The 12,167-nt window shown below is 57.6% G+C and carries 11 protein-coding genes and 2 pseudogenes; 7 read left to right on the top strand and 6 right to left on the bottom strand.

All coding sequences use genetic code 11. The annotated features are described in order from the left end of the window. Window positions 1-1,072: 1,072 nt before the first annotated feature. Window positions 1,073-2,158 (top strand): acyltransferase, encoded by a 1,086-nt coding sequence (locus C9413_RS18085; protein ID WP_052451857.1) that lies wholly within the window; start codon window positions 1,073-1,075, stop codon window positions 2,156-2,158. 342 nt (window positions 2,159-2,500) lie between these two features. Further along, window positions 2,501-2,735 (top strand): annotated as a pseudogene (locus C9413_RS33480) (hypothetical protein); the annotation flags it as partial. Between the two features lie 718 nt (window positions 2,736-3,453). Here C9413_RS33480 and C9413_RS18080 read toward each other — a convergent pair. Then, window positions 3,454-4,413: a LysR family transcriptional regulator gene (locus C9413_RS18080; protein WP_040115941.1), complete on the bottom strand. Its 960-nt coding sequence runs from the start codon at window positions 4,411-4,413 to the stop codon at window positions 3,454-3,456. Window positions 4,414-4,521: 108 nt separating this feature from the next. Between C9413_RS18080 and C9413_RS18075 the strand changes: the two genes are divergently transcribed. Both C9413_RS18075 and C9413_RS18070 read left to right on the top strand, forming a co-directional pair. Further along, window positions 4,522-5,067, top strand: coding sequence for a DUF4440 domain-containing protein (locus C9413_RS18075; protein WP_082046742.1), 546 nt, complete (start codon window positions 4,522-4,524; stop codon window positions 5,065-5,067). 185 nt (window positions 5,068-5,252) lie between these two features. Beyond that, the gene (locus tag C9413_RS18070; RefSeq protein WP_040115940.1) at window positions 5,253-5,441 is read left to right on the top strand and encodes a hypothetical protein; all 189 of its coding nucleotides are present in this window, start codon (window positions 5,253-5,255) and stop codon (window positions 5,439-5,441) included. A gap of 311 nt (window positions 5,442-5,752) precedes the next feature. Here the strand turns inward: C9413_RS18070 and C9413_RS18065 are convergent, their stop codons facing one another. Further along, on the bottom strand, window positions 5,753-6,010 hold the full coding sequence (locus C9413_RS18065; RefSeq protein WP_022718096.1) for a YMGG-like glycine zipper-containing protein: 258 nt from the start codon (window positions 6,008-6,010) through the stop codon (window positions 5,753-5,755). A gap of 903 nt (window positions 6,011-6,913) precedes the next feature. Between C9413_RS18065 and greA the strand changes: the two genes are divergently transcribed. Then, entirely contained in the window at window positions 6,914-7,396 is a 483-nt protein-coding gene (gene greA, locus C9413_RS18060; RefSeq protein ID WP_040115938.1) for a transcription elongation factor GreA, read from the top strand. Between the two features lie 316 nt (window positions 7,397-7,712). Here greA and C9413_RS18055 read toward each other — a convergent pair whose 3' ends face one another. Then, window positions 7,713-9,233 (bottom strand): FAD-dependent oxidoreductase, encoded by a 1,521-nt coding sequence (locus tag C9413_RS18055; protein ID WP_040115937.1) that lies wholly within the window; start codon window positions 9,231-9,233, stop codon window positions 7,713-7,715. 513 nt (window positions 9,234-9,746) lie between these two features. Between C9413_RS18055 and C9413_RS18050 the strand changes: the two genes are divergently transcribed. Beyond that, the gene (locus tag C9413_RS18050; protein WP_052451855.1) at window positions 9,747-10,073 is read left to right on the top strand and encodes a hypothetical protein; all 327 of its coding nucleotides are present in this window, start codon (window positions 9,747-9,749) and stop codon (window positions 10,071-10,073) included. 46 nt (window positions 10,074-10,119) lie between these two features. Continuing rightward, a complete protein-coding gene (locus C9413_RS18045; RefSeq protein ID WP_170250711.1) occupies window positions 10,120-10,278 on the top strand; it encodes a hypothetical protein in 159 nt (52 codons plus the stop codon). Window positions 10,279-10,608: 330 nt separating this feature from the next. Here C9413_RS18045 and C9413_RS18040 read toward each other — a convergent pair. The 3 genes and pseudogenes from C9413_RS18040 to C9413_RS18030 all read right to left on the bottom strand — a co-directional run bounded on the left by C9413_RS18040 (window position 10,609) and on the right by C9413_RS18030 (window position 11,673). After that, a pseudogene (locus tag C9413_RS18040) lies at window positions 10,609-11,039 on the bottom strand (VOC family protein). An 83-nt stretch (window positions 11,040-11,122) separates the two neighbouring features. Further along, window positions 11,123-11,317, bottom strand: coding sequence for a hypothetical protein (locus tag C9413_RS18035; RefSeq protein WP_040115935.1), 195 nt, complete (start codon window positions 11,315-11,317; stop codon window positions 11,123-11,125). Continuing rightward, on the bottom strand, window positions 11,317-11,673 hold the full coding sequence (locus C9413_RS18030; RefSeq protein ID WP_052451853.1) for a hypothetical protein: 357 nt from the start codon (window positions 11,671-11,673) through the stop codon (window positions 11,317-11,319). The genes C9413_RS18035 and C9413_RS18030 overlap by 1 nt, the downstream gene beginning before the upstream one ends. Between the last annotated feature and the right edge of the window lie 494 nt (window positions 11,674-12,167).

Below are 12,167 nucleotides of genomic sequence, written 5' to 3'. Positions count from 1 at the left end.
TGGCTGGCTGTCCGACCCGCCCAGGGCCCAGGGGGATTTTACAGTGCGATACGTCGCCCATCTCGCCAGCGATTAGGTCGAATGCGTGTCAACCAGTCCCAGGTGAGACTCTAGCGACAAGCTTTCGCGCGGGGCGAATGCCCCTCGGCATCTTTCCTTTTCCCCTGGTCGCCGAATAGGGCACGATCGAGGGTGCTATCCAACCTTTTGTAGAAACGAACGAATAGCGATATCTAAGCGCGGTGTGACAATAGGAAGGCGACGGATATAGTCGGGATGGAGAGCCTGCACACCCTCAACCCGATCAAGCAACAGCGTGTTGCCATGTCGTGGGCTCGATCATGCTCGTCCCCAGGCCGACTTCGACTGCGGTTGTCTCCTGACGGCTGCACATATCCTTGATCAATCGATCGAGTGCCGCCCGACCTATTTTCGCTTAAGTTGATACCCGAATTTATGAGGCAGGTCAGCGCCGAGTAGTCACTTTAGACGAGTTATAAGAAAGTCTTGGATTCGCTACCATTCTCTTTCCTGCTTGCAGAGTGCCGAATGTGTGGTGTGACAAGTTGAAACTTGGCTTGAGAAGAAGGACTATCACGCTGATTGCTGTCGTTGCGGCGCTCTCTAGTTTTCTTCTGCCGCTTTCAGGACGGCACCGGTCGGTGCATGAACGAGGCTCTGTCAGTCCGATCTCAATCTCTTTGGCAGCTCACTCAAAACACCCGGCTGACTGTAGTCGACATACTTCACTGGCGGGGGACGCCGACGCTGGAAAACAATGTTCCGGCAATGCTTCTGAAAAATTCCCTCCAGCGCGTCAATCATTTCAAGGCCTTGGGGCTTTCGCGGGAGCCCGTTTTACAAGAGAGCCCACCCAACGAACAAAACGGCTGACTATGATATCGAACGGCCTTTCGGCTTCGCATTGGCCATTTGAGGCGCAGATAACCAGCCTCTTCATTCACGAACCTCTTCAAAACGGCAGGAAGTTGGCGAACGCTACGCCAGCTGAGCTGGCAGATCGACGAGTGAAGGCTATCGACGAACAGCGACTTTCGGAAGGAGGGGGACAATGAGCAATGCGAGGTTCAGCGCACCAGGTGACATGATCTACCCGGTTCAATATCTCAGAGCGTTTGCCGCAACGTCGGTTGCCGTCTATCACATTGGTTTCATCTTCGGGTGGCAGTGGCGGCCGCTCGCGGCTGGTGTCGATTTGTTTTTCGTCGTCAGCGGCTTCATTATGTGGTCGGTGACCGCCGGGAAACATGTGAGGCCAGCCGAGTTTCTTTCGCATCGCATTATCAAGATCGTCCCGCTCTACTGGCTCTTCACCATAATATTTGCGGTTGGGGCGAGTTTGTCGCCGGGGTCATTTGATGAGGCGTCCCCGACTGTTTCTGAGCTTGCGAAATCGCTGCTGTTTATTCCTTATTCCGCCCGGAACGGAGCTGATGGACCAGCACTTGCGGTGGGGTGGACGCTCAACATAGAAATGTACTTCTATCTCATTTTCGCGTATGGGTTGGCGCTAAAGGAGAGGCATCGCTTAACCTATCTCACGGTGACCCTGGGAACTTTGATGTTCGCACGATTTCTCTCCAGCGAAGTCGCCTCTCTAAGAGTGGTCGCCTCGCCATTGCTGTTGGAGTTTTTCGCGGGCATATTCATCGCCGTCTGGTACCTCTCCGGCAGGGCTCTTCCAAAAAACGCGGACATGCTTTTTATTGGATTGGGCGTGGCAGGTATCGGGCTTTCGTTCTGGGTGGGACCGCCCGTGGGCGGATCTCGAAGAGTCTTAATGTGGGGATTACCCGCAGCACTCCTGTTGGTTGGCGCACTTTCTTGCGAGCGCAACCGAAGACAACGGAAGGTCGAGTTTCTTCGTTACATCGGCGATGCTTCCTATGCGCTCTACCTCTCGCATGTGATCACCATTGCTTACTGTGGGTACATCTTTGACAAAATCGGGTTTGAGCCTAAGGACGCGTCGCTTAGCCAGCAGCTGAGCGTTTTCGCCGTCGTCTTCGTTGCCTGCATCGCCGTTGGGCTGGCATGTTACTACGCGCTCGACAATCCATCCCACCAATGGATGAAGCAGCGGTTGCGGCGTTATTGGGCACGCCCGACCACCAACGCGCGCCCTCTTCGACAATGAAGCCCTGTGTGCTCGATCGTCGCGTCCACTCTCTGCCAATCCAGCCGAATGGGCCAAAATCTCGACCCGTCCGCCGGTGTCATCATGGAGCCGACCAGCCTGAAGAGCTTCTCTCAATCAGCTGGCTTCGATATTAGATCAACGGGGGGCGGACCCGCGGGATCGTCCATAGCTCTCGAAGTCGTTCACCAGCACCGCGACCCGAAAGCCGTGACCGCCATTGAGAATGCGGTCGGTTTTTTGTCCCGCCGGGCAGTCGGACATGGCTTTGCCCTCCTTGGCCCTCCGCTTCGCCAGCCTTTGCTTTCGAACCCTCGGTTCTCGAAGATCAAACAGGGCCACCTGGACGTCGTGGTCGGCATCAGGGGCAACTACTTCTTCAATCCATCTCACGGGATGGGGGCTCGTCGGTGGAGGACGTTGACTGGGTGTGGCCTTGGGGGTCGGCTACAAATTCAAAGATGCCATCTCGGCAGTCGCGGACTACCGTGCGCTGGGCGTGAACTACGAAAACGATGGAATCGTCTTCGACGTCGTCGAACACGGTCCGAGTCTGGGCATAGAATTCCGCTTATAAGCTACACCGGGGTTTCCGCTACAAGAATTGGACACTTCGAACGAGCTGAATGATGCACGCTAGAACTTTGTCATGGTGCGCTTATCGACGCCTTAGGCGCAATCGATAGGACCGCGTTACCCTCACCCGGCTCGTTCCTGCCATGCCCCCACAAGGAAAGAGCGATAGAGCCCGCAACGAACAGAATGGATATGACCGAGAGCCGGTCCTTCCGGAGAATGACATCAACAACGCTCGTAGAATGAATGTCTGTCATGTCCTGCCCCTTTGCCCGTATCCCTTCTATGGCGTGAAAGTTGGACGGTCAGCTGCGCATAATGAACACACCAAACGCCCTCGGACCACATTAGGTCAGTTAGCATGGACTAAAAAGCTATCCCTTCTGGTTCGTTCTTGGTTGCCTTTCGGTTCCGTTTGGTAAGCCTTTTTGTTGACCCTATCGGTTCCCTAGCACTCCCTGAACGGCCAAGAGCAAAGACCTCCGAACCTCAACGAAGGCTTTATTCCGATACCACGATCAGAGTCTAAAGGCCTGGATTCATGGGTGGTAGAAGAGGTGTTTGGAAAGTGTGAGAAATCAATGATTTGCAGAAAGTCCGGCAATTTTCCAACCAACGAAACTACTATACTTTTCGTTTGGATGTGCAGACGTTAAGGCCGTCTTTTAGTCTTGCGAGGTCTCGAACCTTGCGGCATTGGAATTTGTCGAGGTGGATGCCTATCCTGCTTCGATGCGGACGGCTGCCCCTTTTCCAAGGATCCCGAAAAGCCACGCCAGGCCGGTGTCCATCATCGCGACTTTGGGCGCGACAGCATTGAGCCGGAAGCGCGGGAGTGGCAGAGGAGCTTCGACAGTGACGACTCCGAAGTGTGCCGCATGGATTGCGACAAACCGCCTTGGCAGTGCAGAGATCAGGTCGGTCTCGGCAATGGCAGCGAGCGCGAACATAAAATTTGGAACCGTCAGTGCAACGCGCCGTGAATAGCCTTGCTTCGCCAAAGCTTCATCGACGAAGCCATGAGGATCGCCGGTGAGTGAGACCACCAGATGCTGCATCTCGCAATATCGCTCCGGAGTAGGATCAACTGCGAACGGGTGTCCGGCGCGCATTGCGACGACAAAATCCTCCTCGTAGAGGCCGCGTGAATGAAAGCGCGCTGGGATGTGATCAGAGGGGACGACTGCGATGTCCATCGCGCGATCCTCCAGATCAGTGAAGGCGTTGCGCCATGCGCGCTCGGGGGACGTTTCTCCCGGAACGGGAAGCAGTTGACGCACGCCGAGGTCGATACTGGGTGCGGTACGCCGCAGCTCGTCGAGAAGCGGGGGCAGGAACACCGCCGAGACGCCGTCGGGAGCGCCGATCGTGAACCGGCGCGCGGAGCTCGCGGGATCGAACGGTTCCGCTGTCGAAATGACGCTCCTTACCCGGGCGAGGAGCTCTGCGATTGGCGCCGAAAGCTCCACCGCGCGCGCCGTCGGCACGACACCCTTGGGCGTTTTAAGAAATAGCGGGTCGTTCAGAAGCCGGCGCAGTCGGCCTAGTCCGTGGCTGACCGCCGAAGGCGAGAGCTTCAGCCGATCGGCGGCCCGACCGACATGCCGTTCGTCCAGCACGACCTCGAAGAGGACGAGAAGGTTGAGGTCTGTGCGCGATAGGTCAACCAGTTTCAGCATGTCGGTGAAATAATATCATTAGATTCAGGATCCTTGAAGTGCTCTCCTGAGTGGGCGAGGCGGCATACGGTTGCCCCGCACTGGTGGAAACGGACTGGAGTGAACCGCATGTCAGCCACGCGACGTCCCATTCTCGACGCAAAAGGCATCGGCCCCGCATTCTCGCAAATCGCCCTGAGCGCTTCCCTCGACGGTGGTGAAGAGTGCGGTCCCGGTGAGGCGATCGCAGAGCTTATCCGACAATCCGCGGAAGCGAACGCCGCGCTCATGCGCGGCGACATCGACGGATATCGTGCGTTAAACCCTCACACCGACGACTACGTGCTGATGTCTCCATTCGGCGGCATACCCACGCGCGGTTCGCAGATGACCGATGAGCGCTGGGAGGCAGTCGGCCGCTTCTTCAGGAACGGCACGTTCGAGCAGGAAGTGGTCGAAACCTACTGTTCAGTCGACATGGCGGTTCTGGTGATCATAGAACGATGCCATGTCGAGGTCGGCGGCCTGCCATCCCAGGCTTGGCCGCTGCGTGTTACGTTGGTCTACCGCCGCGAAGGCGTCGAATGGCGGCTGGCACATCGACATGCCGATCCTCTTGTTAACGGCGTCAGCCTCAAACAGGCAGCCGCGCTTGCGCGCGGCGAAGCGCCATAACGATCCACCCTATAGCTCAGATGCTGGCTTTTCGCCCCGGATCTGTCGGGCAAGGCGGTCATCACGGCTTATTCCTCCGGGGCCGCTCTTAGCGTGCAGTCGCATAAGATAGCCAAGGGGGCGCGGTGGAACGAAGTCAGAATTTATCCGTTGAGCTTGCGGCAGCAAGACGCGGAGGAAACACAATGGGTATCGAGCAAGCCCCGACAGAAAAGGGTAGGCAAGCCGCACGCGGACTGAGAAAAAGCGCCGCAAAAGAGGAAAAGAAAGTCGAAGCCCAAAAGGGTTCTGACCTTGCGAAGGGGGCGGAACGTTTTGAGGAACGCTCGAAAAGCTCCGACGGCAAGAGTGCAGGGAAAAAACAGCGCCTCTGAGCAGAGCGGCGTTTTCGGTCATCAGCATGACCCGATAGAAATGGCGCATGGCGTCTCTTTGCGAACGCAGGCTTTAGCCTGCGCCCGCATGGTGCGGGAAAACCGGTTTCTCGGGTGCTGCATTGGCTAAAAGGCGAGCGAAAGCTGTGGCTGCTTTGCCGGCTCGCTGTCCCTGAGGGAGCAGGCCGGATCATACCGAAGACCACTTTCCTTGCCCGACATCGAGGGCCGGGAGTGTCACGCCGAGTGGAAAACCGTCCCCTCATTAAAAAAAGGAGACGGCTATTTCTAGTTTCTTGGCGGTGTCCGCTTTAACGGCAACGGGCCTCATAGCGCCGACCATAGCGATCACGATAGATGCAGTAGCCACGATGCTCCGTCGAGCGTCCGATCAAAGCGCCGACCAGTCCGCCTGCCACAGCACCAACAGCGGCACCGCCCCAACTATTGGTGACGACACCACCGATGATGGCGCCGGATCCGGCGCCGATCGCGGTGCCTTGTTCGGTCGCTGTACAGGATGCCAAGGTACCTACCAATGCACTGGCAAGAACGATTTTTTTCATCATTTTGGTTGCTTCCTAAATTCAATTTTTCGAACGACAGAAAGCAGATAGCCCGAGCATCCATGGAAGTCCAGAATCCATGACCGAGCCAAAGATGCCGGCGTCCCTGGGAAAAAAAGGGGCCTTCCCAGCGGCGGACCGGGAAAGCCCTTGACCTTTCGCGCGGCTTACCGAATCCGTGCGCGTCAGGCCGCCAACAACATGGATCAAGCTTGCCGCAAAGAACATTGGACCGAAGCCTGAAAGTGGCTGGACTTTGGTCTTAGTTTATCATTCAATTTCGATCAGAATGGAGCGCAGTGCGCGTTGCGGCCCCCCATAATTGTCTCCCTATTGGGGGGTGGTTTGGCCGAGGGGAAATTCCTAATGTCATCGCTGCGTTACGGACGCAGGAAAAAGATCCGACGGACTACCCCGAACACGTATGCCGCATTCTTGAGGCGGCCGGATTTCGGTAGACTACCATCCAGTCGCACGATGAAAACGTATCGAGCGGCGATTTCGACGCAATGTGCGTGCTCCTGAAAGTGGGCCCCTTCGAAAGCTCATTCACGAGAACCCCGGCCTGCGAGTGGCGGCCGAGCCTTGTTGCGTGAGGCTCTGGCTGCCTTGGGCGACCCTCCAGGGCAGCTTTTGGCTCCTATCGGGATCGTGACAGCGCGAGCCGGAACAGCGACCCGGCAATGAGCCTCCGGCCATTCAGAAAGGGCCGCTATCCACGGGCCGCGCAATGTCCGTTGCGGGCGGCGCAATGCGGAATATGACCATCCGGAAAAAATCCTCTCGTCGTCGGACCAGGATAGAGGTATCTTATCTGCTCGCGACCATCGAAAAATCGAAAATAAAATCGATCTGCGCATGTGACGGATCGCCGATGTCGTTGGCCAGTCTAAACGGAGGCTGAGATTGAGCACCGCGTTCACCAAGGAAGAAAGTGCCGAAACGGCTTCGGAAACTCTGCTGCCCGACCGTCCGATTTCACCTCACCCGAACCTGGTTACAGAAGCGGGATTGAAGGCGTTGGATTTGCAGCGCCAAAAAGCTCGTGAAGCCTACGATGCCGCAAGTACAATCGAAGACGTGAATGAACGACGGCGGCAGGCAGCAATCCCCTTGCGTGACATGCGCTACTTCAGCGAAAGAATTCGCACAGCACAGGTAGTCCCTGACCCTATGTCATTTGACATTGTTGCGTTCGGGAGCACGGTAACCTTTCGTCGCGACGACGGGCGCGTGCAGAAATATCGCCTCGTTGGAGAAGATGAAGCTGATCCGAAGACCGGGTCGATTTCCTTCGCATCCCCTGTAGGAACGTCTCTAATGGGCAAAGCTATTGGAGACATAGTCAATGTAGGTGATCAAGAGCTTGAGATCCTTGCCATCTCCTAGAGAAGCTGACGCCCCAAGGTCCAATCGCAAGAGACAGCTTGCCTCTGGCTGGAGCGACAATGAGGCCGGGCGACGGGAAAACGCGCTGAAGGGCCCTCGCTCACAGACCAAAGAACGGAAATTTTCTGAATTGCCCAAGTCGCAGAACGGCGCTGCGGCAGGAAAGCGTGCATGAAGTCGGTGCCTGGGATCGGTGAGATTGTTGATCATACCTTCACGCATGAGTGCGGCGACCATGGAGGTCCTTTGCACATCAACTTCAAGCATACGCAGACCAGCGACGCGGCGTCCCGCATTTCGAGCGCGCCGTAAAGCCCTATTGGAGATCAGCCAAGGGAGACACGGCCGGTCCATTCAGGGCGGTACCATCGACGGCAAATTGCGAACCGTGGCACGGGCAATCCCAGCAGCGCTCGAGAGAGTTCCAATGCACGTGGCAGCCTATGTGCGTGCAAGACGCCGAACGTTTGTAGAGCGTGCCGTCTTCGTCTCGGAAAGCGGCGATCTTGGTGAGGCCCACGCGGACGATGGCACCTTCTCCCGGTCGCAACTTGTCAAGGGAATCAATTTCTCCAGGGGCGATATACTCGACGAAATTCTTGATCGCTGTCGCGTTCTCCACGAGGTAGTCACCGATCGCCTTTGGCGTCTTGCGGGATGGCTCATAAAGTTCCCGCCAACGGCTGTTGCCACTGAGAATGAGATCTCGGATCAGCAGAGCAGCCACCACGCCATGGGTCATGCCTTCGCCGGAATCACCTGTCACCACGAACACCCGCTCGTTGCCCGGATTGCGGCCAATGAAACCGGCGTAATCGATGGTCTCCATCACCTGCCCCGACCATCGATGGGTCTCGACGCCGAGATCGGGCACTAGACGTCTGGTCCAGGACGTCAAAGCTGCGAACCGCTCGTCGCCGTCGTCGGCCGCGCCGGTCTTATGGTCTTCGCCGCCGACGACGAGAAAGTCCGTTTCGCCGTCGCCCGGCTGCAGACGCACGTAGTGGTAAGGGTCTTCAGTATCCCAGTAGAGCCCATCCGGAATAACATTGCGCCCGATCTCGAACGACATCGCATAGGTTCGGTAGGGCGCTTGTTTGGTGTGGAGGGCGACGCGGTCATTGATCGGCGAATTGGTCGCCACGACAGCCCATTTTCCAGTGACGACAAAGCCAGAGGCTGTCGCGACGCGGACACCACCATCAGTTTCCTCGACCTTTTCGACCACTGTGTCCCGGTAAAGGACGCTGCCGCGGGCGCGGAGGCCGACGGCCAGCCCGCGGAGATATTTGAGCGGGTGGAATGTGGCCTGACGGGCATAGCGAAGGGCGGGTGCCCCGGAGAACCCCGCAAACGGCAAGCCGGTGGTTCTTTCGACCGCGGCGCCGATTTGCAGTGCGGCATCGAGTTCGCGCTCGAGGTCAGCTTCCTGCACTCCAGACGACGGAAACAGAAACCCATCGACGCGTCTGAAATCGCACGCGATAGCCTCCATCTCCTGAATCGCTTCGATGCGATCGATCGCGGCAGATTGGCTCTCGTGGAAGTGCCGCGCCAGCTCACGCCCCCGCAGAGCGATGAGTTCGGAAAAATAGTCGTCGCATACCGATGTCAGATGCGCGGTCGTGCGGGCGGTCATGCCGCTTCCGATCTGGCCGCGATCGATGACGGCCACTTTCTTCCCAGCAAGTGCGAGCTCGTAGGCCACTGACAAGCCGGCAATGCCCGAGCCGACAACGACGACATCGACTTGGTCATCGTGGGGGAGTGGAACGGCGTCAGGCGCGACTTTGATCGGCGCCCATAAAGAAGCGGTTCTTTCATCGCTGACATTCATGGCCGACTTCTCCACAAATCTACACCTGCTAAATAGGAGAAAGAACGCAAAAGTTCCCCCGAACCTTGCTGAGCGGATCTTGGGATCACTCGGGCGGAAGTCGGCCTGCGGACCCCATCGCAGATGGTATATCGCGACAATGCGCAATCGCTTTCCAGCCTTCGCGCAGTTCCCCAACTCTCCCGAAATGCCACTGCAGGTGAGGTGAAGCTTTGTAATTTAGTAAACTCTAACGTATTATGGGATTTTACTTTGTGGAGATCGGATGTCGCGCGTCGAGATCGACCGCTACCGGACTGCGTCGTTGCGGGCCCTTTTGGAGCACGGAAAGATCCCATAAAGGCGGATTCTACCATGACGGCCGATTCGCGACGCTCGAGGACGCCGTCAGGCACTACGACCGTCACCTCGATGTCACCGATGAGGAGAGGAGCGATCTGATCGAGTACCTGAAGTCGATTTGACCGCTATTCGACAACGTTGACAGCTATTCGATAATAGGGAGGCAAGAACATGAAAAAGGATCGTGGTCCGGAGGTCAAAGGCCCGGCGCAAGGTCGCTCAAGCCAAGCGGTATCCCGACGGAAATTCTTGAAAGTGACGATGGCCGGCGTCGCGGTTACCGGTGCAGGTGCGCTTGGCTCCTGCATGACGGGCCAGCCTGTCGCACGCGGCGCTGGAACGACGCCGAAGTCTATGGCGCGCTACCAGAATTCGCCGAATAAGGGACGACGGTGCGGCGGGTGCACCCATTTCCTGGAGCCAAATGCATGTGAGATCGTTGCAGGTGAAATCAGTCCCAATGGCTGGTGCCGCTTCCACGAGCCGCGGCCGGCTTGAAGAGTGAGACCCAAGGTGGACGCGCCCGGTGAGCAGGACGGTAGATATGATCACGCCGGTCCCATTGCTGGCGAGAATGTTGGTGTTCTCCAGCGTAAAAACAAATGTTTTCAAGCCAACCACCAGCGAGGAGATCCTGAAGCCGCTCAAGGTGCACGATGGCTTTGAAGCCAGCGCCCGCAACATCGGGCAGGAAAGAACGTGATTGCCGTGAAGGAGTCGCTTCGAACCACCGCTTAGTGGCCTCCGACCTTGACGCTTCCACGGCACCGCTCTTCGAGATAGCCGTATGTTCCTAGCTCCGTTCATGGGGTGACGGCGGGCAACATGAATGCGGATGCACGATCGGCAAGCTCGAAGCGGGCATCAACGAACCTATTCGCCGGGCGAGCACGGGAGGCGAACTCGCCTTCGCGCCGGACGGAACGCTGCGGATCAATTTCGGGAGTTCCCTGCAATGTTCGTTTCGAGAGCAGCGAGGAAAAAGCGGCCGACCTGCGCCTCGATCTGGCGCCCACAAGACGCGGACGGAGCGTCAACCACGCCGCGCCGCCTCGATTGCAGCGACGTCGATTTTTCTCATCGTCATCATGGCCTCAAACGCGCGCTTTGCTTCATCACCGCCAGCCGCCAGAGCGTCGGTCAGTATTCGGGGGGTGATTTGCCAGGCCCCACTTGTCCTTGCACCATCCGCACGCGCTCTCCTCGCCGCCATTTTCGACGATGGCATTCCAGTAGCGGTCGGTCTCCTCCTGGCCGTCGGTGGCGATCTGGAACGAAAAGGCTTCGTTGTGTTTGAATACCGGCCCCCGTTCAGGCCGAGACAAGGAATCCCCGCAACTGTGAACTCGACCGTCAATACATCGCCCTCTTTGCCCGCCGGGGTGCGCGGTGCACGCCAGTCACCATGCTTTCGGGAAAGATCTCGGAGTAAAAGCGAGCGGCAGCCTCAGCCAGTAAGGGCAGGTAATCACGAAGAACTGCCCAGCATCTGCAGCGTGCTCAGCTTCCAACGAGACAACTTTCGCATGTCATTCATTTCCGACATGTCAGTCCCGGTCGAAACGCGGACGCCAGCCACGTACCAAGCCACGGCTCAGGGCGCTTTCCGCCAATGCGAGCTGCAGCCTCAAATGATGATTATCGGCCAACAGTGTCGCGATCGTCGCCTTGGCGTCGTCGTCATGAAAGGCGAGAGCGGCCTCGACTTCATAGTCGGCGTCTTCCCTTGTGACGGGCCGCATCAGGGAACCAGCCCTTCCGCCTTGGCGCTGCGAAGAACCGTCTCGACCGCGTTGTCCGGATCGCCGTCAGAGGTAAACCACACAGGTTTTCCCGAAACATCTTCCCAGTTACGCATGGTTCTGAACACGCCGCAGGAAAGCCCGCTTTCGCGATCTATGGCGACCTCGAACTGACCCATCGGCGAACCGAAGGCCATATCGTAGGCGCCTGCCACAAAGAGGCGTTTGCGATCCAATCCCGAGCCGGTTTTCAGCGCGTTGAGCAATCGTGGATGCGCTTCAGTAATGGCAACTTCGCAAGGCGGCGTCCAATAGGTGCCTTGTTCCAATTCTCTCTTGATCGGCTGCCGGGGCATGATCGTTCTCCCCATACTCAATGGGTTGCAACGGACGGACTCCCGCCGTTTGTTCCTATTATGTTCTCATGGTGATGAGAGTCAACAAATCTTTGAATGTGCGCCGCAAGGATCTAGCTCCCGAGACGGCTAACCGACCTTAAGAACAAGGTTCTGCCGCTCGACACTTCTGGAGTTTCACCCCTTTGCCGTTGCGTGAATAAGGCATGTTCTCCAGGTCCGAGCCGATTTGGGTGCAGCTTGAAATAGAATTCGTGACCGGACTTGGGATGCCGACGCCTGGTTCAGCCCAGGCCCAGGACCCGTCGGCTCCGTGCGAATGCGCGGCTCAGGTGAGTATTCAGGGCATGTAGACAGACTGCGGTCGCCGACGCGGGCGACGGGCGGCGCTGAAGGCCAGCGGGCATGTTCGCGGTTGGAGCAAAAGAGGAATTGAATGGAACCCGGACGTCATTCCTGGTGCTGCGTCGGAGGCTGCAGGTGAAGTATAAGCC

This window comes from Rhizobium sp. SEMIA 4085, from assembly GCF_013004495.1.
GTDB classification, from domain to species: Bacteria; Pseudomonadota; Alphaproteobacteria; order Rhizobiales; family Rhizobiaceae; genus Rhizobium; species Rhizobium gallicum.
The sequence above is the reverse complement of the archived record's forward strand: the minus strand, read 5'-3'. Positions and strand labels throughout refer to the sequence as shown.

What these genes read in the sequence shown, in the direction of transcription:
- C9413_RS18085 (WP_052451857.1), top strand. Translation starts at nt 1,073, where the DNA reads ATGAGCAATGCGAGGTTCAGCGCACCAGGTGACATGATCTACCCGGTT.
- C9413_RS18080 (WP_040115941.1), bottom strand. Translation starts at nt 4,413, where the DNA reads ATGCTGAAACTGGTTGACCTATCGCGCACAGACCTCAACCTTCTCGTC.
- C9413_RS18075 (WP_082046742.1), top strand. Translation starts at nt 4,522, where the DNA reads ATGTCAGCCACGCGACGTCCCATTCTCGACGCAAAAGGCATCGGCCCC.
- C9413_RS18070 (WP_040115940.1), top strand. Translation starts at nt 5,253, where the DNA reads ATGGGTATCGAGCAAGCCCCGACAGAAAAGGGTAGGCAAGCCGCACGC.
- C9413_RS18065 (WP_022718096.1), bottom strand. Translation starts at nt 6,010, where the DNA reads ATGATGAAAAAAATCGTTCTTGCCAGTGCATTGGTAGGTACCTTGGCA.
- C9413_RS18055 (WP_040115937.1), bottom strand. Translation starts at nt 9,233, where the DNA reads ATGAATGTCAGCGATGAAAGAACCGCTTCTTTATGGGCGCCGATCAAA.
- C9413_RS18050 (WP_052451855.1), top strand. Translation starts at nt 9,747, where the DNA reads ATGAAAAAGGATCGTGGTCCGGAGGTCAAAGGCCCGGCGCAAGGTCGC.
- C9413_RS18045 (WP_170250711.1), top strand. Translation starts at nt 10,120, where the DNA reads ATGATCACGCCGGTCCCATTGCTGGCGAGAATGTTGGTGTTCTCCAGC.
- C9413_RS18035 (WP_040115935.1), bottom strand. Translation starts at nt 11,317, where the DNA reads ATGCGGCCCGTCACAAGGGAAGACGCCGACTATGAAGTCGAGGCCGCT.
- C9413_RS18030 (WP_052451853.1), bottom strand. Translation starts at nt 11,673, where the DNA reads ATGCCCCGGCAGCCGATCAAGAGAGAATTGGAACAAGGCACCTATTGG.